Below are 18,962 nucleotides of genomic sequence, written 5' to 3' on the forward strand. Positions count from 1 at the left end.
ATCCGCCAGGGCTGGCTGAAAAGCCCGGTCAGCGTGCACACGAAGGGCGGCGACCTGGTCATCGAATGGGCAGGCAAGGGCCAGCCGGTCAGCATGACCGGCCCGGCCGAAACGGTATTTGAAGGGGAGATCGAACTCTAATGGACACGCAACCCACCACGCTGGACGCACCGGCGATTGCCGAGTTTCTGACCCGGCATCCGAATTTCTTCAACGACTTCCCCACCCTGCTGGCGGATCTGCACATCCCGCACCCGCACGGCACCCACGCGGTGTCGATGAGCGAGCGCCAGCTGATCGCGATGCGCGACAAGGTGCGGATGCTGGAAAACAAGCTCGCCGAGCTGATCCAGTTCGGCGAGGAGAACGACGGCATTTCGGAAAAGCTGCACGCGCTGACGCTGGCGTTGGTGACCGCCTCCGTTCCGCAGGACGTTACCGCAGCGCTGGCCATCCATCTGCGCGACGGCTTTGCCGTGCCGCACCATGCGCTGCGGGCATGGACCCTGACCGGCGAGCCGATGCCGGGTCTGGGCGACCCGGTTTCGCAGGCGGTGCGCGACAGCGCGGCGGGCATGCCCCATCCGGTGTGCGGCGCGCTGGCGGTGAACGAGGCCAGCGACTGGTTCGGCGAGGTGTCGCCGCATCTGCGCTCCTTCGCCTGCATCCCGCTGCTGCCCGCGCCCGCGGCGGCGCCGATCGGACTGCTGGTGCTGGCATCGGAAGAAGCCAAGCGCTTCTATCCCGGCATGGGCACGCTGTACCTCGAACGGCTGAGCCAGCTGGTCGGCGCTGCGCTGGTGCGGATGCAGGGATAAACCCCGCAGTGAGCGCGGTCGCGCATTACCTGCAGCACCTCGCCGCCGAACGGCGGCTGTCGCCGCATACGGTCGCGGCCTATGCGCGCGATCTGGCCAACCTGTCCCGGCTGACTGGCGGCAAGCCGCTGGCCGAACTCGATGTCGCCGACATCCGCGGCGCCATCGTCAAACTGCGCAGCCAGAACCTGGCGGCCACCAGCCTGGCGCGCCAGCTGTCGAGCTGGCGCGGGTTTTATACCTTTGCCTGCCGCCGCCTCGGCTATGCGGGCAATCCCTGTCTCGGCCTGCGCCCGCCCAAGGCGGCCAAGGCCCTGCCCGAAATCCTGTCGCCCGACGTCTGTGCCCGGCTGCTCGACGGCCCTATGCCGGCAACCGGCGACGATGCCCTGGCCGCGCGCGACCGCGCCATGTTCGAGCTGCTGTATTCATCCGGCCTGCGCCTGGCGGAACTGGTCGGACTCGATCTCGACGACGTCGATCTGCGGTCGGGCGATGCGGTGGTCACCGGCAAGGGCCGCAAGACCCGCGTCGTGCCGGTCGGCAACCAGGCGCTCAGCGCCCTGGCTGCGTGGCTGCCGTTGCGGCTGGCACTGGCGCGCGACACCGCCGCGCTGTTCGTCAGCCAGCGCGGCGCCCGGCTTACGCCGCGCAGCGTGCAGCTACGCCTCGACCGCTGGGCCCGGCAGGCAGGTCTCGGCCAGCACGTCCACCCGCACATGCTGCGCCACGCGTTCGCGACCCACGTGCTGCAGTCGTCCGGCGATCTGCGCGCGGTGCAGGAAATGCTCGGCCACGCCAGCATCAGCACCACCCAGGTGTATACCCATCTCGACTGGCAGCATCTCGCCAAGGTGTACGACCAGGCGCATCCGCGCGCGCGCAAGAAATCCTGATCTCGCCGCCGGGTACGCATGCTCGCACAACCCGGCGCCCCAGCTTTACGCCCCCTTCAGGAACGGGGAATACGGCCGATTCATTCCGTATGCGCCTCATTCCCCCTTCCCGGCTTGTCCGCCTCGTGCAGGACTTACGCCCTGCCTGCCTCAGCACGCAGGGCCGGGTCATGGGTGCGGTATTGCTCATCCTGCTTGCTGCTTTCGTCCTGGCCGGGCGGCAGGCGCTGCACATCGCCCACCAGGATGCCGGCGCCGCGTTGCGCGTGCAGGCATCGGCGCAACTGGCGGCGCTGTCCCAGGCGGTGGCCGACGCAGCCGGCCGGGGAGACTACAGCGCGGTGCAGGCGCGGCTCAACATTCCGATCGCACAGGGCAACCTGCAGCGGGTGGAATACACCGCGCCCGACGGCCGCCTCCTGCGCCAGCAAGCGCCGCCGTTCCGCGTAGACCGTCCCGGCTGGTTTGCCGGGTTGACCAATCTGGTCGCGCCCGTCATGCAGGAGTCCCTGGTCGTCGACGGCGTCTACCATGGCCGCCTGCTCATCCAGCCGTCCACCCATGCCTACGAGGACTTTCTGTGGCATCTCGGCAGCCGCCTGTTCGTGCTGCTCGGCGCCGCTTTCGTCCTGCTCGGCTGGCTGACTTACGGGCTGCTCAAAATCAACCTGAAGGATCTGGACCGGCTGCGCGCGACCGCGCGCCAGATCGAAGCCGGCGATTACAGCACACGGATTCCCATCCGGCCCGGCAGTCCGCCCGAACTGCAGGAGACCCTGTGCGCGTTCAACCATATGGGCGCAGCGCTGGAGCGCCTGCTCACCGATCTCAAGCAGAATCGGAAGGCCATCGACAGCGCCGCCAGCGTGTCCGAAACCGATCTCGCCGGCAACATCAGCTTCGCCAACGACCTGTTCTGCATCGCCAGCGGTTACACCCACGAAGAACTCCTCGGCCAGAGTCATTGCATCCTCCGTTCGGGCCGGCACGACGCCGCATTTTTTGCCCAACTGTGGGAGACCATCTCGCACGGGCAAACCTGGCGCGGCGAAATCTGCAACCGCGCCAAGGATGGCCGGCTGTTCTGGACCGCCTCGACCATCACGCCGATCAAGGGCGACGACGGCCTGCCGCTGAAATATCTGTCGATCCACGTCGACATCACACAGCGCAAGCTCGATGAAACCGCGCTCAGCGAGGAAAAGGAACGCTGGCAGGTCACACTGCAATCGATCAACGACGCCGTCATCGTCACCAATGCCCATAATCACGTGGTCTATCTCAACCCAACCGCCGAGAGCCTGCTCTGCATCGCGCTTGAAGATGCCGTATCGAGCCCGCTGAAAAGCCTGCTGCAATTCGATCGGCTGGGCGACGACGAAGCCCCGGCCTGCTTTCTCGCGCCCGATTCGCCGCAACTCGGCCAGACCGGCTCTGCCCGCCTGCACACGCATCTGGGGCAGGATCTGGCGATCAGCTACAGCTGTGCGCCGCTGACCGGCAACGGCGGTTTCGGCGCGGTCTACGTGCTGCGCGACGAGACCGAGAAAAAGCAGCTGCTCGACAGCCTGCGCGAGATGGCCTTCCACGATACCCTGACCGCGCTGCCGAACCGCCGCGCGGTGGAAGGCCGGCTGGTACGCGCCCTGCGCACCGCGCGCGAACAGGCGCAACAACACGCGTTCTGCTACATCGATCTCGACCAGTTCAAGCTGGTGAACGACACCTGCGGCCATTCGGTGGGGGACGCCCTGCTGATGGACCTTGCACAGACCATGCAGGCGGCCCTGCCCGAGCATGCCTACCTGGGCCGTCTGGGCGGCGACGAATTCGGCCTTATCCTGTTCGACACCCAGCCCGACGCGGCCAGCACGGTCTGCCGGCAGCTGGTGCAGCGCATCCGCGATTTCCGTTTCGAACACAAGGGACGGCGTTTCACGCTCGGCGCCTGCGCCGGAATCGCGCCCATCACCCAGTCCGCGACCACCGCCGGCGACCTCATGATCCAGGCCGACATGGCGTGCTACCGCGCCAAATCCGAAGGCAGCGGCCGGATCATGCTGTACGAGGCGGACGAGATCGGGTTCCGCCGCCTGGAGGCGGAAATGGGCTGGGCGGCCGATTTCGCGCAGGCGCTGGAAGCCAACCAGTTCCTGCCCTACCGCCAGCTGATCCAGCCGGTTTCCAGCAGCGGGCAGCCGCATTACGAAGTGCTGATCCGCTGGCAGCGCAATGGCGCGATCGAGGGGCCGGCCAAGCTGCTGCCCGCGCTCGAACGCTACGGGCAGGCACCGATTCTCGACCGCTGGATGCTGGAAGCCGTGGTGTCCTACCTGGCGGCGCAACCCGGCGACCATGCGGTGTATTTCATCAACCTGTCGGGCAAGACGGTGGCCGACGAATCCTTCCTCGGCACCGTCTGCCATCTGCTCGACCACTATGGCGTGGCTGGCGAACGCCTGGGCTTCGAAGTCACGGAAACCGCGGCAGTGGTGAATCTGGCGGATGCGCAACGCCTGATTCACGGCCTGCGCGAACGCGGCTGCCAGTTCGCGCTGGACGATTTCGGCCGCGACGCCTCCTCGTTCTTCTACCTCAAACACCTGCCGGCCGACTTCCTCAAGATCGACGGCGCCTTCGTGCGCGGCATGCTGGACGACCGCCGCGACCAGGCCATCGTGCGTTCGATCGCGCAGCTGGCGCGCGACTTCGGCATGCGTTCGGTGGCCGAGCAGGTGGAAGACGCCGCAATGGCCGCACTGCTGAACGACATCGGGGTGGATTATCTACAGGGCTACCACATCCATCGTCCGGAAGCCTTGCCGCACTGGCAACCGGTTTCGCACGCCGGCACGGCGCGGCCGCCGCAGCTGACGCTGGTCAGATAGCCCGTCAGACGATCGCGGTATCCGCCGCCCCGTCGACCGGATCCGGATAACGCATTTTCAGGTTTTCCAGCGCCTCGATCAGCAGGCTCGACACCATCAGGTTGCGCGCCAGCTTGCTGTTGGCGGGGATCACGTGCCACGGCGCATGCGCCGTGCTGGTGGCCGACAGCGCCGCCTCGTAGGCCGCCATGTAATCGTCCCACTGCGCACGTACCGCGAGATCGCCCGGCTGGAATTTCCACTGTTTCTCCGGGGTGTCGCGGCGTTCTTCCAGACGCTTCTTCTGCTCGTCCCGGGAAATGTGCAGATAGAACTTGAGGATGGTGGTGCCGGTTTCTGCCAGCATTTTTTCAAAGTCGTTGATCTGGCGAAAGCGCCGCTTGCATTCGGCGGCATCGATCCAGCCATTCACCCGCGTGATCAGCACATCCTCGTAATGCGAACGGTTGAAAATGGCGATCTCGCCGGCGCCCGGCACGTGGTGGTGCACCCGCCACAAATAGTCGCGCGCCAGCTCGTGCGGCGTAGGCGTCTTGAAGCTGGCCACGCGCACTCCCAGCGGATCGACGCCCTGGAACACGTGACGGATGGTGGAATCCTTGCCGGCCGTGTCCATCGCCTGCAGCACGACCAGGAGCTTGTGCCGGCCTTCGGCGTACAGCAGCTCCTGCAGCGCTTCCAGGCGTTCGCGATAGTCATCCAGACGCTCGCGCGCTTCGGATTTTTCCTTGCCGACGATCGCGTCGTCGCCGGCATCCCATTTCGACAGCTTGACCCGGGTATCCGGGGCAATACGGGTTTCGGCAGGCTTCACAGGCGCTCTCCTTCTGGCGGAATCAGGCTCATCCAGCCGCCCAGCGCCTGGCGGATCTCGTCCAGCGTGAGATGCCGCATCGACGTGCGATTGCCGGGCGCCATCTGGTTCCAGGCGCAGCTCATACCGCGCAGATTCGGCTGGGCCGCGTCGCGTAGGCGGAATTCGGTTTTGAAGTAGAGAAAAGTCGGATCGCCGTCGTCGGCGACGAACCTCGCCTTGACGAAAGGCGAAGCCGCCGCGGCGACGGGGCTGACGCTGCGGCTCACTCGCCATACCTCGAAGCGCCCCGGCTGCAGCGTCTGCGCTTCGGCGCGCACCGTGTTCAATTCCACCACGCAGAACGGGGCATACTCCTGCACGCTGTTGCGCGGCACGATGCGGCCGTATTGCAGGCGCACCGTGGCGGCATCCGGCGGAATCGTCAACGGCCGGTTCAACTGCACCGCCCAGCCCGGCGCATAGGCGTAATACGGCGATGCCGGGTCGGGCGACTGCAGTCCCGCACAGCCGCCCAGCAGCAGCACGAGTCCAAGTCCGATCGTCTTCATGCGGCCTCCTTGCAACTTGCATCCTGTTGGTTCGGTTTAACCCGAAACCACGCCGCATACAAGGCCGGCAGGAAAAACAGGGTGAGAAAAGTCGCCGCGACCAGGCCGCCCATGACCGACACCGCCATCGGGCCCCAGAAAATCGAACGCGACAGCGGGATCATCGCCAGCACCGCAGCGGCGGCTGTGAGGCTGATCGGGCGCATCCGCCGTACCGTCGATTCGACGATCGCATCCCATTGCGACAGGCCGCGCGCGATGTCCTGCCGGATCTGATCGACCAGAATCACCGAGTTGCGCATGATCATGCCGGCCAGCGAGATGATCCCCAGCAGCGCGACGAAACCCATCGCCTGGCCGCTCAGCAGCAGCGCGAGCGCCACCCCGATGATGCCGAGCGGCGCGGTCAGCACCACCAGCAGCGTGCGCGGGAAACTGCCGAGCTGCAGCATCAGCAGACTCAGCGTGGTGATCACGATCAGCGGCCACGATGCGCCGATGGCGGCGTTGGCCTTGGCGCTGCTTTCCACCGGCCCGCCGACTTCCAGCCGGAAGCCGGGCGGCAGCCGGGCCTTGAATGCGGCCACCTGCGGCGCGATGGCATCGATGATGGTGGCCGGCTGGGTTTTGCCCACCGGGTCGCCGCGCACCGAGATCGTCGGCAGACGGTCGCGCCGCCAGATCACGCCGTCCTCGAATACCGGCTCGAGGCGGGCGATCTGCCCCAGCGTCACGCTCTGGCCGTTGAAACGGCCGACGGGAAGCGACTTGAATGCATCGACGTCGCGATGTTCGTTGCGCGGCGTGCGCAACACCACGTCGATCAGCAGGTCGTTTTCGCGGAGCTGGGTGACGCTGACGCCCGACAGCTGCAATGCCACCAGCCGGCCGACCAGGTCGGAACTCAGACCCAGCGCCTTGATCTTGTCCTGATCGAGTTGCGCCTTGAGCGCCAGCGACTGCTCGTTCCAGTCGAGGTTCACCGCCGTCACCTGCGGCTGCGCGGCGACGATCTTGCGCAGTTTCTCGGCTTCGATCTTCAATTGCGGAATGTCGGCGCCGCTCAAGCGGTATTGCACCGGATAGCCGGCCGGCGGGCCGTATTCGAAGCGCACCGCGCGTCCGCGCACATTGGGAAAATCGGTCTCGAACAGCCGCTGGATGCGGGCGAGTTCGCGTTCGCGCGCCGGCACGTCCTTTGCGATCACCACCAGTTGCGCAAAGTTGCGGTTGTTCAGGCGCTGATCCAGCGCCAGCACGAAACGCGGCGCCCCCTGGCCGATGTAATTGAGGACATGGGCCACGTCCTGGTCCTTCCGCAGCATGGCTTCGAGCCTGAGCGCTTCGGCGTGCGCGGCATCGATCGAGGCACCTTCCGGCAGCCACAGCTCGATCAGGATTTCCAGCCGGTCGGACTGCGGGAAGAATTGTTTTTCGACCCGCTGCATCGCGGCCAGCCCCACCGCCAGCGCGGCCACCGTCAGCGCAATCACCGTCCGGCGATGCGTCACACACCAGGTCACCGCGGCGCGGAAGCGCCGGTAAAACGGCGTCAGGTAGGCGGCGTTTTCATCGGTCACGTGATGGCTGGGCTGCAGCAGGGCATGCCCCAGATAGGGGGTGACCACCACCGCCACCAGCCAGGACGACAGCAGCGCAATCGTGGTCACCGCAAAAATCGCAAAGGTGTACTCGCCGACCATCGATTTGGCCAGTGCGATCGGCAGGAATGCCGTGGCGGTGAGCAGGGTGCCGGTGAGCATGGGAAACGCGGTCGACTGGAAGGCATAAGTGGCGGCCTCGAAGCGATTCCAGCCGGCTTCGAGCTTGTGTGCCATCATTTCCACCGCGATGATGGCGTCGTCCACCAGCAGGCCGAGCGCAATGATGAGCGCGCCGGTGGAAATGCGGTGCAGGTCGATGTTGAACAGCCACATCGCGCTGAAGGTGATCGCCAGCACCACCGGAATGGACAGCGCCACCACCAGGCCGGCGCGCCATTTCAGCGCCAGGAAGGTTACCGCCAGCACGATGACGAGGGCTTCGACGAAGCTCTGCATGAAGAGCTTGACCGCGTGGCTGACGATGCTGGGCTGGTCATGAATCTGGCGGATTTCCAGCCCCACCGGCAGCGTCTTTTGCCGCGTCTCCATGGCGGCGGCGACGGCGCGCCCCATGGCCACCACATCCCCGCCGTCGGCCAGCGACACCCCGAGCAACACCGCCGGTTCGCCCTGCGAGCGGATTTCGCTGGCGGGCGGATCTTCGTAGCGGCGCGTCACCTCGGCGATGTCGCCCAGCCGCAGGCTGTGCGCGCCCACCCGGATAACGGTTTCGCGCAGGCGCTCCACTTCGGAATACGCCCCCGATATACGCAGCGGGATCGACAGCACGTCGTTTTCCACCCGGCCGTCGGCGACCACGCTGTTCTGCTCCTGCACCGCCTGCACGATCTGCTGCGGGGTGAGGCCCAGCGTGGCGAGCTTCTCGGTGGCAACCTCGATATAGATTTTTTCCGCCACGATGCCGAACAGTTCGACCTTGCCGACGTCGGGCAGGCGGCGCACTTCGCGCTGCGCATCCTCGGCGGCGCGGCGCAATTCGGTGCGGCTGAAGCCTTCGCCGGTGAAAGCGTAGATCGAACCGAAGGTGTCGCCGAACTCGTCGTTGAAAAACGGCCCCCGCACCCCGGCTGGCAACTGCGGTTCGAGGTCGCCGATTTTCTTGCGGACCTGATACCAGGCCGCCGCCACATCGCGCCCGCGGACGGTCTCCTTGAGGTTGACGAACAGCGCGGTTTCGCCCGCCTTGGCGTAGCTCTGCACGAAATCCAGCTCGGGCATTTCCTGCAGTTTTTTCTCGATGCGCTCGGTCAGCTGCTCGGACACTTCCTGCGCCGTCGCACCCGGCCATTGCGCCTGGATCAGCATGGTCTTGAAAGTGAACGGCGGGTCTTCGGCCTGCCCCAGCTGGATATAGGAACGCGCGCCCAGCAGCAGGATCAGCACGACGAAGAAGCGCACCAGCGCCGGGTGCTCGATCGCCCAGCGCGACAGGTTGCCGCGCCGCGGCGCAAAGCGGGGCGGCGCGCTCATGGCTGCCTGGAAGGCGCCAGACGCACCTGCTGGCCCGGCGCGATCTTGTGCACGCCGGCGGTCACCACCCATTCGCCGGCCGCCAGCCCCGCCGTCACCACCGCGCGATCGCCGCTCAAGCCGCCCAGCTGCACGCTGCGCGGCGCCACTTTCCGGGTTTGACGATCGACCACCCACACCTGCGGCTGACCGTTGATTTTGAACAGCGCAGTCTGCGCCACCGACAGGCTCGGCGCAGCCTCGCTGCCGACGTCCACCGTGGCGGTCATGCCGAGTTTCACCCCCGCATCCGGCTTGATGAAGCTCACGCGCGCGCTGTACGTCCGGCTCGCGGCATCGGCCATCGGCGACAGCTCGCGCAAGCGGCCGGCATAGTCCGTCCCCGGTGCCGACCACAGCCGGATGCTCAGGTTCTGCGCCGCACGCAGCGCCGCGAGCGCATTTTCCGGCACGTCGATGCGCACTTCCCGTTCGCCGCTGCGCGCCAGTTGCGCCACCGGCTGCCCGATGTCCACCACCTGCCCGGCTTCAACGGAGATCGCCGTCACCACGCCCGCGTGCGGCGCGGTCAGCCGCGTGTAGGCCTGCTGGTTGCCCTGGCGCTCGGCTTCGGCGCGCAGTTGACGCACCCGCGCCGCCGCCGCTTCGGCCACACTCCGGCGGCGGTCGAGTTCGGCTTGAGAGATGAAATTCTGCGCCCGCAGTTCGGTGTAGCGCTGCAGATCCTGCTGCGCCAGCCGGGCTTCGGCCTCGGCAGCGCCGAGCTGCGCCCGCGCCGCACTCGCCGCCAGCGTGTAATCCTGCGGGTCCAGCGTGGCGATGACCTGACCGGCCCGGACCTGCGTACCCACCTCCACCGCACGGGTCTGCACCCGGCCGGCGACGCGGAATGCCAGCGCGGTCTCGTAGCGCGCGCGGACCTCGCCGGCGTAGCGCGTGTCGCTGCGCGCAGCCTGCAGGCCGACCTGCTCGGCGCGCACCGGGCGCACGTCCTCGGGCACGGCAGGCGGCGCATCGCGCCCGCAGCCGGACAGCAGCGACAGGAAGACCATCGGGAACAGGAGTATTTTCATGGCGGGATTATCGCGTAATCACCTGTCCGTTGTTTACGCGCCGCCAGCGCATTTTTGCAACCAAGTTGCATTTTTTCATGCCGCGCCTTACCATCGGTCCATGCAAACGGCCCCCACCCGCCACGACCAGGCCACCCGCCTGCTGCACCAGCGCGGCGCGACCGTCACGCCGGCCCGGGTACGGGTGCTGCAACTGCTGCTGGCGGCCGACGCGGCGATGTCGCACCAGTCGCTGCAGCAGGCGGCGGCGGCCAGCGGCCATCCCTTCGACAAGGTGACGCTCTACCGTGTGCTCGACTGGCTGGCCGAGCAGGGGCTGGTGCACAGCGTGGCCGGACACGACCGGGTCCGCCGCTTCAGCCTGATGAACGCGCACCATGCCCACGCGCATTTTGAATGCGACGTCTGCGGACGCTTGTTCTGCCTGCGCGGCGGCCTGGCCGCCGCCGCCCCGGAACTGCCGCCCGGATTCGCATCCGACCGGGTCGATATCACGGTGCATGGCCGTTGTGCCGGGTGCGCCGCCGTCGCCACTGCACCGCGTCCCCGGGGGGAGGGCCCCGGGGTATGATGCCGGGCAATGCGCGCCGCGCACTCGCCCGGGAGGGCAGCATTTGCCGCCCATGGGTACACACGTATGCCCCTGCCAGCAGGATGCATGATCCACAACCTGTCTTTGCTGCTTGAACGGAGTCTCCACGATGCCTACCTCGTCCAAACCCCTCACCGAAGCCGCCCTGCTGAAAATGCCGGCTTCCGCCTACATGAACCCGGCTCAGCTCGAATTTTTTCGTGCCCGCCTCGAAACCTTGCGCGATGAAATGCTCAGCAACGCGGCGGACACCAGCGAGACCCTGAAGGAAAACGAGAATTTTGCCGATCCCAACGACCGTGCCACGGTCGAGGAAGAGCACATGCTGGAACAGCGGGTACGCGACCGCGAGCGCAAGTTGCTGAAAAAAATCCACGCTGCCCTGACGCGCATCGATTCCGGTGAATTCGGATACTGCCTGGAAACCGGCGATCCCATCGGTCTGCCCCGTCTGCTGGCCCGCCCCACCGCCGAATACTCGATCGAGGCGCAGGAACGCCACGAAAAGAAGGAAAGGCTGCATGCCTGAATGCTGCCGCGAGCACCCGGTATGGACGCTCCGCTAGGCAACGCCGATCCACTGCGCACCGAAGCGCGGATGGATTCGCCTGCCCCGCTTCCCATCACCCTGCTCAGCGGATTTTTGGGCAGCGGCAAAACCACGCTGCTGAACCACCTGGTAGGCGCGCTGCCGCGTAGCGCGATCCTGATGAACGAGTTCGGCGAAGTCGCACTCGATCATCAACTGCTGCAAAAGATGGAGGGGCCGATGGCGCTGCTGTCGGGCGGCTGCGTGTGCTGCACGATTTCCGGCAGCCTGGCGCCGACCCTGAAAAATCTGTGGATGGCGCGGCAGAAAGGCGACATTCCCGCATTCGAGCGCGTCATCATCGAAACCACCGGCGTGGCCGACCCGGTGCCGGTGCTCGACACCCTGCTGCACGACAACTGGGTGCGCGCGCGCTTCCGCCTTGACGGCGTGGTCACCATGGTGGATGCGCTGTTTGGCATGGGCCAACTCGACGAACACTCCGAGGCGGTGAAGCAGGTGGCGGTAGCAGACAGACTGCTGCTCACCAAGACCGACCTCGCAACGGCCAGCAGCATGACGGCTCTGCGCGAACGGCTGGCCGCGCTCAACCCGGCAGCCGACGTCATCGCGGTGACACACGGCGAGCTCGATCCCGCAGCGATCCAGAACCTGGGGCTGTGGAATGCCGCGACCAAATCGCTGGAAGTGGCGCGCTGGTTGAAGCAGCAGCGCTATCGGCCCGCCGGCGCCGGCCCGGTCGTCGGAAAAACGCGGCGCGCACTGCACGACGCGCGCATCCAGGCATTTTCGGTGGTGCTCGACGCGCCGCTCGATCGTTATGGCCTGCAATCCGCGCTCGGCATGCTCACCTCGTTTCGCGCGGAAAACCTGCTGCGCTTCAAGGCCATCGTAAACCTGCAGGGCGACGCCCGGCCGGTGGCGCTGCACGGCGTGCAGCACGTGCTGTATCCCGAGGTGCGGCTCGACGCCTGGCCGGACGCGGATCGCCGCAGCCGCTTCGTCTTCATCGTGCGCGACCTCGAACCCGGCTTCGTGGAAAAGCTGCTGGCCGATTTCACCGGTGCGGCATGCAGCCAGGCCGAGCCTGGCGCACTGGCAAGCCCATGAATCTGGCGCAGCAATGCCTCGTCGGCGCGATCCGCCTCTACCAGCTGGCGCTCTCGCCGTGGCTGGGCCGGCAATGCCGCTACCTGCCGACCTGCTCGGAATACGGCAAGGAAGCGATCGAAAAACACGGCGCGCTCAAGGGCGGCTGGCTGGCCGCCAAACGCATCGGCCGCTGCCGCCCCGGCTGCGCCCACGGCTACGATCCGGTGCCGCCGCCCGACTGACCCGCATGCTGCGCCGTCGTCTCATCCGCACGCTGTTCGCACTGTTTCTGCTGCTGGGCCAGGCGTCCGCGTTCGCCCATGCGCTCGGGCATCTGTACCCGCACGATTCCGGCCTCCCCGAGCCGGTGTGCGAGGCTTGCCTGGCGCATGCCAGCCTTGGCAGCGCGGCGCCGGCAAGCACGTTCACGCTGCCGGTCGTGCCCGGCCATCATCTCGGCTTGCCGGCTGCGTCGCCGCCACCCACCGCCGCCCGTCCCTGCCGCGCGCAAGCCCGCGCCCCGCCTGCCCCCGTCTGAAATCCGCACCTCAACACCGGCCGACCGTGCGCGTCAGCCGGCTGCGTTCCATTTCTTGACGGAGTCCTACCATGTTACGACCCACATTTTTCGTGGCCGCGCTCGCGGCTGCGTCTCCTGTATTTGCCGATGCCGGCCTCGACGCGCTGCGCGCCGAACTCAGGGACATGAAGGCCAGTTACGAAGCGCGCATCCAGGCGCTGGAAGCACGCCTGCAATCCGCCGAAACCAGAACCGCGGACGCCGCCCTGAATGCCGGCGACGCTGCGGCGCAAAACGAAGCGGCGCCAAGCACCACCCAGCGCTTCAATCCCGATATCTCGCTCATCCTGCAGGGCGGCTATGCGCATCTCGACGATGGTGGCGAACGCCGCCTCAACGGCTTTCTGGCGGCCGGACACGACCATGGCACGCCGCGCGGTTTCTCGCTCGATCACACCGAGCTGGTGATGTCGGCCAGCATCGATCCCTATTTCCGCGGCTATTTCAACCTCGCCCTGCTGGACGAGGAAGTCGCCATCGAAGAAGCCTGGTTCCAGACCACCGCGCTCGGCCATGGCGTCTCGTTCAAGGGCGGACGTTTCCTCTCGGGGCTCGGCTACCAGAACCAGCAGCATCCCCACGCCTGGGATTTCGCCGACAACGCCTTGATGTACCGCGCGCTGTTCGGCGAGGCCTACGGCAACGACGGCGTGCAATTGAAATGGGTGGCGCCGACCGATCTGTTCGTGGAATTCGGCTTTGAGGCCGGGCGCGGCGCAAACTTCCCCGGCACCGACCGCGACCGGAACGGCGCAGGCAGCTACGCCCTGTTCGGCCATCTCGGCGGCGATGTCGGCGCATCCAACAGCTGGCGCGCCGGAGTGTCCTACCTGCGCGCCAAGGCAAGCGAGCGTGACAGCGAGCTGGAAGACCTGAACGACGTGGCGGCAGAAACCCTGTTTTCGGGCGCCAGCAAAACCTGGGTGGCGGACTTCGTCTGGAAATGGGCGCCCGACGGCAACGCCGCCGAGCGGAATTTCAAGTTCGCCGCCGAATACTTCCGCCGCAGCGAGCGCGGCAGCCTGCTGTGCGAGGACAATACGGGCGCCGGCGGCGCGTGCGTCGGCAGCGACGATGCCTACCGCTCGCGCCAATCGGGCTTCTACGCCCAGGCGGTGTACCAGTTCATGCCGCGCTGGCGCACCGGATACCGCTACGACCGCCTGGACCCGGGCACGATCGATTTCGGTGCCAACAGCGCCTTCCTGCCGGCAAGCACCCAGCCGCCAACACGCCACTCGCTGATGCTCGATTACTCGCCGTCCGAATTTTCCCGCCTGCGCCTGCAATATTCGCAGGACAAATCGATGGAGAACCTCAGCGAGAACCAGTGGTTCGTGCAGTACATCCACAGCCTGGGCAGCCACGGCGCCCACACTTTCTGAGGGCTCGCGCCATGAAATCCCTGATCCGATATCTGATCCTGCTGGCAGCGATGCCCGGCCTGGCGCACGCCGCCCTCAAGGTGTTCGCCTGCGAGCCCGAATGGGCGGCCCTGGCCAAGGAAATCGGCGGCGCCGACGTCAGCGTGTTCGCCGCCACCACGGCTTTGCAGGACCCGCACCGCATCGAGGCGCGCCCCAGCCTGATCGCGCAGATGCGGCGCGCCGGGCTGGTCGTGTGCACCGGCGCCGAGCTGGAAATCGGCTGGCTGCCGGTGCTGCTGCGCGAAGCGGGCAACGCCGATGTGCAGCCCGGGCGTCCCGGCTACTTCGAAGCCGCGCGAACCGTGCCTCTGCTGGACAAACCGGCGCGGCTGGATCGTGCCGAAGGCGATGTGCACGCCCAGGGCAATCCGCACATCCACACCGATCCCCGCAACATCCTGCGCGTGAGCGAGGCGCTGGCAGTGCGGCTGGCCGAGGTCGACCCGGCGAACGCCGCCGCGTACCGCGCGCGCGCGCAGGCGTTCGCCGCGCGCTGGAACGCGGCTATGGCGCGCTGGCAAACACGGGCCGCGCCGCTCAGGGACATGCCCGTGGCAGTGCAGCACCCATCGTTTCGCTATTTGCTGAACTGGCTGGGAATGCGCACGGTCGCCACGCTCGAACCCAAACCCGGCGTCGAGCCTTCGGTCGGTTATCTGGCGCAGGTGGCCGCGCAGTTGCAGGCGACGCCCGCCAAAGCCGTGCTGCGGGCGGCCTACCAGAGTCCGCGCCCGGCCGACTGGCTGGCACGACGCGCCGGGATTCCCGCGCTGGCGCTGCCCTACACCGTGGGTGGCAGCGAGCGGGCAAGCGATCTGTTCGGCCTGTTCGACGACACACTGGATCAACTGCTGAAAGCTGCACCATGAATTCCGCGATGAATCTCGCCGCGCTCGACCCCGGCCTGCTGGGCTGGCCGCTGCTCGCCGGCTTGCTGGTGCTGGCCACCCATGTGCCGCTGGGACGGCGGGTGCTGGCGCGCGGGATTATTTTTCTCGACCTGGCGATTGCGCAGATCGCGGTGCTCGGAGTGATCGCGGCCCACGCGTTCGATCTGGCGCCGGATGGCTGGCCCACCCAGCTTGCCGCCGCCGCAGCAGCGCTGGCGGGCGCAGCGCTGCTGGCAGGCTGCGAGCGCCGCTGGCCGGCCATTCAGGAAGCACTGATCGGCTCGGCTTTCGTGGTGGCAGCCAGTCTCGGCGTACTCCTGCTGACAGGCGATCCGCACGGCGGCGAGCACCTGTCCGAATTGCTCAGCGGGCAGATCCTGTGGGTGACCCCGGGGCAGGCTACGCAGATCGGCGTCCTGTACGCCGCCCTGCTGGCGCTGTGGGCATGGCGCGGCGCCGGCCTGGGGACGTTCGGGTTTTATCTGGTCTTCGCCCTCGCCATCACCGCCTCGGTGCAGCTGGTGGGCGTGTATCTGGTATTTGCCAGCCTGATTCTGCCTGCGCTGGCGGTACGCAGCTGGCCGCCCCGCGCGGGACTGCTCGCCGGCTGGGCGCTGGGCGCGCTGGCGTATGCGGCGGGGCTGGCCGCTTCGGCGTTGTTCGACTGGCCCGCCGGCCCGGCGATCGTCGTCGCGCTTGCAGTCGCCGCCCTGCTCGCCGGGAGCCTGCTGCGGGTTGCTGCACGCGGGCGACAGCGCTAGTATCCAACACTGATTCCCTCATCCAAGCACGCATATTCCGTGGCTCTCCCGTTTTTCAAAAAAGGCAAGGACAAGGCCCCCGCCGCCGCGCACAAGCCGGCAGCCGTGCGGGAAGCCGAGTCGCCCCCCACCGAGACTCTGCTGACCATGGACATGGGGGCGGGCGGCATCGTGGTGGAAGAAACCAGCGGAGCACCCCAGTCGCCGGTGGACGAAGTCGCCATCCTCTATGCCAGCGGCCAGGTCGAGATGGCCGAGCGTTTGCTGCAGGGCATCCTGACCGCGGGCGACCGGCGCGCCTGGCACATGCTGTTCGACCTGTACGCCATCCAGGGCCGCGAGAAGGAATTCGACCAACTGGCGCTGGATTACGCGATGCGCTTCGAAACCTCGCCGCCGGTCTGGCAGAAAATGAACGGCAACGGCGCGGCCGCTCCCCAACAAGCCCAGACCGCCAGCCTGGAGTTGCCCGGCCTGCTCGACAAGACCGCTGCGGCCACGCTGCGTGACGGCATTGCCGCCACCGCCAAAAATACTGCGGTACGGATCGATTTTTCAGGCATCGCAATGGTCGACGAATCGGGAGCGGACGAATGCGCGCGGATTCTGAGCGCGGCGCGCAAGGCCAGGCGCAAGCTGCAGGTCAGCGGCGTCGACCGCCTGATCGCGCTGCTGCAGGACCTCAACCGCGCTACCCACAGCCGCGCGGTGCACTGGCTGCTGCTGCTGGAACTGTACCAAACGCTCGGGCAGCAGGAAAAATTCGAGGATCTGGCGGTCGACTACGCCGTGCGCTTTGAAGTGTCCCCCCCCTCCTGGAGCGAGGTGCAAGCCGCGGAAGTGGTGCCGGGCAAGCCTGTCGAGCCGCTGGACAATGCCCTGCAGCTGGCTGGCGAGATCACCCCCGCCAACGACAGCGCCTTGCAGCAACTCGGCAGCTACGCCGCCACCCACAGCGAAGTGCTGGTCGATCTGGCGCAGGTCACCCGCGTCGATTACGGCAGCGTCAGCCAGTTCATCGGCGTGCTGATGCAGTGCCTGGGCAGCGGCAAGAGCATCACCCTGCGCGGGCACAACGCGCTCATCCACGAACTGTTTCGCGTCATGGGCATCGACCAGCTGGCGCAACTCATCCCGCATCACCCGGACTGACTCCGGCCCGCCCGGGCGGCTTCGACCAGCAGCTGCAGCTGCCGGCGCCCCTGCTGGCCATCGGCATTCCCGCCGGGCCGCCATCTGTCTCGGCCTGAGCGTCATTTATAATTCGGCCATGGAACAATATCGTGGCACCACCATCCTCTCCGTCCGCCGTGGCAATGAAGTCGCCCTCGGCGGCGACGGCCAGGTCACGCTCGGCAATATCGTCATCAAGTCCACCGCGCGCAAAGTGCGCCGGCTGTACCAGGAAAAAGTCCTGGCCGGATTCGCCGGCGGCACCGCCGACGCCTTCACCCTGTTCGAGCGTTTCGAAGCCAAGCTCGACAAGCATTCGGGGCACCTGCTCAGGAGCGCGGTCGAGCTCGCCAAGGACTGGCGCACCGACCGCATGCTGCGACGGCTCGAAGCCATGCTGGCGGTGGCCGACCGCGAGTACTCGCTCATCATCACCGGCAACGGCGACGTGCTGGAACCCGAGCTCGGCATCGCCGCCATCGGCTCGGGCGGCGCCTTCGCCCAGTCCGCCGCGCGCGCACTGCTGGAAAACACCGACCTGCCCCCGCTTGAAATCGTCAAAAAGAGCCTCACCATAGCTGGCGACATCTGCATTTATTCGAACCAGAATCACGTGATCGAAACCCTGTGAGGCGTGAAGGGTGAGGGGTGAAGTGCCCCCACCTCACCCCTCACGCCTAACGCCAGACTCCCAATGACCCCCAAAGAAATCGTCCACGAACTCGACAAGCACAGCGTCGGCCAGGCCGCCGCCAAGCGCGCAGTGGCGGTCGCGTTGCGCAACCGCTGGCGCCGCCAGCAGGTGAGCGAACCGCTGCGCCAGGAAATCACGCCGAAGAACATCCTGATGATCGGCCCGACCGGCGTCGGCAAGACCGAGATCGCGCGGCGCCTGGCGCGGCTCGCCAACGCGCCCTTCATCAAGATCGAAGCGACCAAGTTCACCGAGGTCGGCTACGTCGGCCGCGACGTCGACACCATCATCCGCGACCTGATGGAAATCGCGGTCAAGCAGATGCGCGGACAGGCGGCCGGCAAAGTCCGTTTTCGCGCCGAGGAGGCTGCCGAGGAGCGCATCCTCGACGCGCTCTTGCCGCCGCCGCGCAGCGCCGGCTTCGGCGAGGCCGAGCCGCAGCGCGAGGAAGGCGCGGCGCGCCAGCGTTTCCGCAAGATGCTGCGCGAAGGTGCGCTCGACGACAAGGAAATCGAGATCGAACTGGCAGTGGTCAGCCCCAGCATGGAAATCTTCACCCCGCCGGGAATGGAAGACCTGTCGCAGCAATTGCAGGGCATGTTCCAGAACCTCGGGCAAAGCCGCCGGCAGAGCCGCAAGCTCAAGGTGCGCGAGGCCATGAAGCTGCTGGCCGAGGAAGAGGCCGGGCGCCTGATCAGCGACGATGAAACCAAGCAGCAGGCGCTGGAAGCGGTCGAGCAGAACGGCATCGTGTTCCTTGACGAGATCGACAAGATCGCCACCCGCAGCGACGCCCACGGCAGCGACGTGTCGCGCCAGGGCGTCCAGCGCGACCTGTTGCCGCTGATCGAGGGCACCACCGTCTCGACCAAGTACGGCATGGTGAAGACCGATCACATCCTGTTCATCGCCAGCGGCGCGTTCCACCTGTCCAAGCCGTCCGACCTCATCCCCGAACTGCAGGGGCGGCTGCCGATCCGGGTCGAACTGCAGGCGCTCTCGGTGGAAGACTTCGAGCGGATCCTGACTGCCACCGACGCCTGCCTGACGCGCCAGTACGAGGCCTTG

18 protein-coding genes and 1 pseudogene are annotated in these 18,962 nt (G+C 66.8%); 15 read left to right on the forward strand and 4 right to left on the reverse strand.

Annotation, left to right across the window (positions count from 1 at the left end; genetic code table 11):
- From Q0L94_RS06440 to Q0L94_RS06455, 4 genes and pseudogenes are all read left to right on the forward strand, one after another.
- A pseudogene (locus Q0L94_RS06440) lies at positions 1 to 141 on the forward strand (diaminopimelate epimerase); the annotation flags it as partial.
- Positions 141 to 818 (forward strand): DUF484 family protein, encoded by a 678-nt coding sequence (locus Q0L94_RS06445; protein ID WP_296751434.1) that lies wholly within the window; start codon positions 141 to 143, stop codon positions 816 to 818. The pseudogene Q0L94_RS06440 and the gene Q0L94_RS06445, both read left to right, overlap by 1 nt.
- A gap of 8 nt (positions 819 to 826) precedes the next feature.
- Entirely contained in the window at positions 827 to 1,714 is an 888-nt protein-coding gene (xerC, locus tag Q0L94_RS06450; RefSeq protein ID WP_296751436.1) for a tyrosine recombinase XerC, read from the forward strand.
- A 170-nt stretch (positions 1,715 to 1,884) separates the two neighbouring features.
- Complete coding sequence (locus Q0L94_RS06455; protein WP_296751439.1) at positions 1,885 to 4,602, forward strand: EAL domain-containing protein; 2,718 nt, start codon at positions 1,885 to 1,887, stop codon at positions 4,600 to 4,602.
- 4 nt (positions 4,603 to 4,606) lie between these two features.
- On the opposite strand, the gene Q0L94_RS06460 is transcribed toward Q0L94_RS06455, so the two are convergent.
- From Q0L94_RS06460 to Q0L94_RS06475, 4 genes are read right to left on the reverse strand one after another with little or no spacing between them, the layout of a single operon-like run.
- Positions 4,607 to 5,416 (reverse strand): polyphosphate kinase 2 family protein, encoded by an 810-nt coding sequence (locus Q0L94_RS06460; RefSeq protein ID WP_296751442.1) that lies wholly within the window; start codon positions 5,414 to 5,416, stop codon positions 4,607 to 4,609.
- A complete protein-coding gene (locus tag Q0L94_RS06465; protein WP_296751445.1) occupies positions 5,413 to 5,967 on the reverse strand; it encodes a hypothetical protein in 555 nt (184 codons plus the stop codon). The genes Q0L94_RS06460 and Q0L94_RS06465 overlap by 4 nt, the downstream gene beginning before the upstream one ends.
- Positions 5,964 to 9,062, reverse strand: coding sequence for an efflux RND transporter permease subunit (locus Q0L94_RS06470; protein ID WP_296751448.1), 3,099 nt, complete (start codon positions 9,060 to 9,062; stop codon positions 5,964 to 5,966). The genes Q0L94_RS06465 and Q0L94_RS06470 overlap by 4 nt, the downstream gene beginning before the upstream one ends.
- Positions 9,059 to 10,135 carry an efflux RND transporter periplasmic adaptor subunit gene (locus tag Q0L94_RS06475; RefSeq protein WP_296751450.1) on the reverse strand — a complete coding sequence of 359 codons (1,077 nt, stop codon included), beginning with the start codon at positions 10,133 to 10,135 and terminating at the stop codon, positions 9,059 to 9,061. Before Q0L94_RS06475 ends, Q0L94_RS06470 begins: the two co-directional genes overlap by 4 nt.
- A gap of 100 nt (positions 10,136 to 10,235) precedes the next feature.
- On the opposite strand from Q0L94_RS06475, the gene Q0L94_RS06480 reads away from it, so the two are divergent.
- From Q0L94_RS06480 to hslU, 11 genes are all read left to right on the forward strand, one after another.
- Positions 10,236 to 10,706, forward strand: coding sequence for a transcriptional repressor (locus Q0L94_RS06480; RefSeq protein WP_296751452.1), 471 nt, complete (start codon positions 10,236 to 10,238; stop codon positions 10,704 to 10,706).
- Positions 10,707 to 10,836: 130 nt separating this feature from the next.
- Positions 10,837 to 11,256 (forward strand): RNA polymerase-binding protein DksA, encoded by a 420-nt coding sequence (dksA, locus tag Q0L94_RS06485; RefSeq protein WP_296751454.1) that lies wholly within the window; start codon positions 10,837 to 10,839, stop codon positions 11,254 to 11,256.
- 21 nt (positions 11,257 to 11,277) lie between these two features.
- A complete protein-coding gene (locus tag Q0L94_RS06490) occupies positions 11,278 to 12,387 on the forward strand; it encodes a GTP-binding protein (RefSeq protein WP_296751456.1) in 1,110 nt (369 codons plus the stop codon).
- On the forward strand, positions 12,384 to 12,611 hold the full coding sequence (gene yidD / locus Q0L94_RS06495) for a membrane protein insertion efficiency factor YidD (protein WP_296751459.1): 228 nt from the start codon (positions 12,384 to 12,386) through the stop codon (positions 12,609 to 12,611). Before Q0L94_RS06490 ends, yidD begins: the two co-directional genes overlap by 4 nt.
- A gap of 5 nt (positions 12,612 to 12,616) precedes the next feature.
- Positions 12,617 to 12,907: a hypothetical protein gene (locus tag Q0L94_RS06500; RefSeq protein ID WP_296751461.1), complete on the forward strand. Its 291-nt coding sequence runs from the start codon at positions 12,617 to 12,619 to the stop codon at positions 12,905 to 12,907.
- Positions 12,908 to 12,978: 71 nt separating this feature from the next.
- Positions 12,979 to 14,334: a TonB-dependent receptor gene (locus Q0L94_RS06505; RefSeq protein WP_296751464.1), complete on the forward strand. Its 1,356-nt coding sequence runs from the start codon at positions 12,979 to 12,981 to the stop codon at positions 14,332 to 14,334.
- Between the two features lie 11 nt (positions 14,335 to 14,345).
- Positions 14,346 to 15,245: a zinc ABC transporter substrate-binding protein gene (locus tag Q0L94_RS06510; RefSeq protein ID WP_296751466.1), complete on the forward strand. Its 900-nt coding sequence runs from the start codon at positions 14,346 to 14,348 to the stop codon at positions 15,243 to 15,245.
- On the forward strand, positions 15,242 to 16,027 hold the full coding sequence (locus Q0L94_RS06515; protein WP_296751469.1) for a metal ABC transporter permease: 786 nt from the start codon (positions 15,242 to 15,244) through the stop codon (positions 16,025 to 16,027). The genes Q0L94_RS06510 and Q0L94_RS06515 overlap by 4 nt, the downstream gene beginning before the upstream one ends.
- A gap of 39 nt (positions 16,028 to 16,066) precedes the next feature.
- Entirely contained in the window at positions 16,067 to 17,179 is a 1,113-nt protein-coding gene (locus Q0L94_RS06520) for an STAS domain-containing protein (RefSeq protein ID WP_296751471.1), read from the forward strand.
- Positions 17,180 to 17,297: 118 nt separating this feature from the next.
- A complete protein-coding gene (gene hslV / locus Q0L94_RS06525) occupies positions 17,298 to 17,831 on the forward strand; it encodes an ATP-dependent protease subunit HslV (RefSeq protein ID WP_296639965.1) in 534 nt (177 codons plus the stop codon).
- 63 nt (positions 17,832 to 17,894) lie between these two features.
- Positions 17,895 to 18,962 (forward strand): ATP-dependent protease ATPase subunit HslU (gene hslU, locus Q0L94_RS06530; RefSeq protein ID WP_296751474.1); only part of this gene is annotated, 1,068 nt, incomplete at its 3' end.

The organism is Thiobacillus sp., from assembly GCF_024708915.1.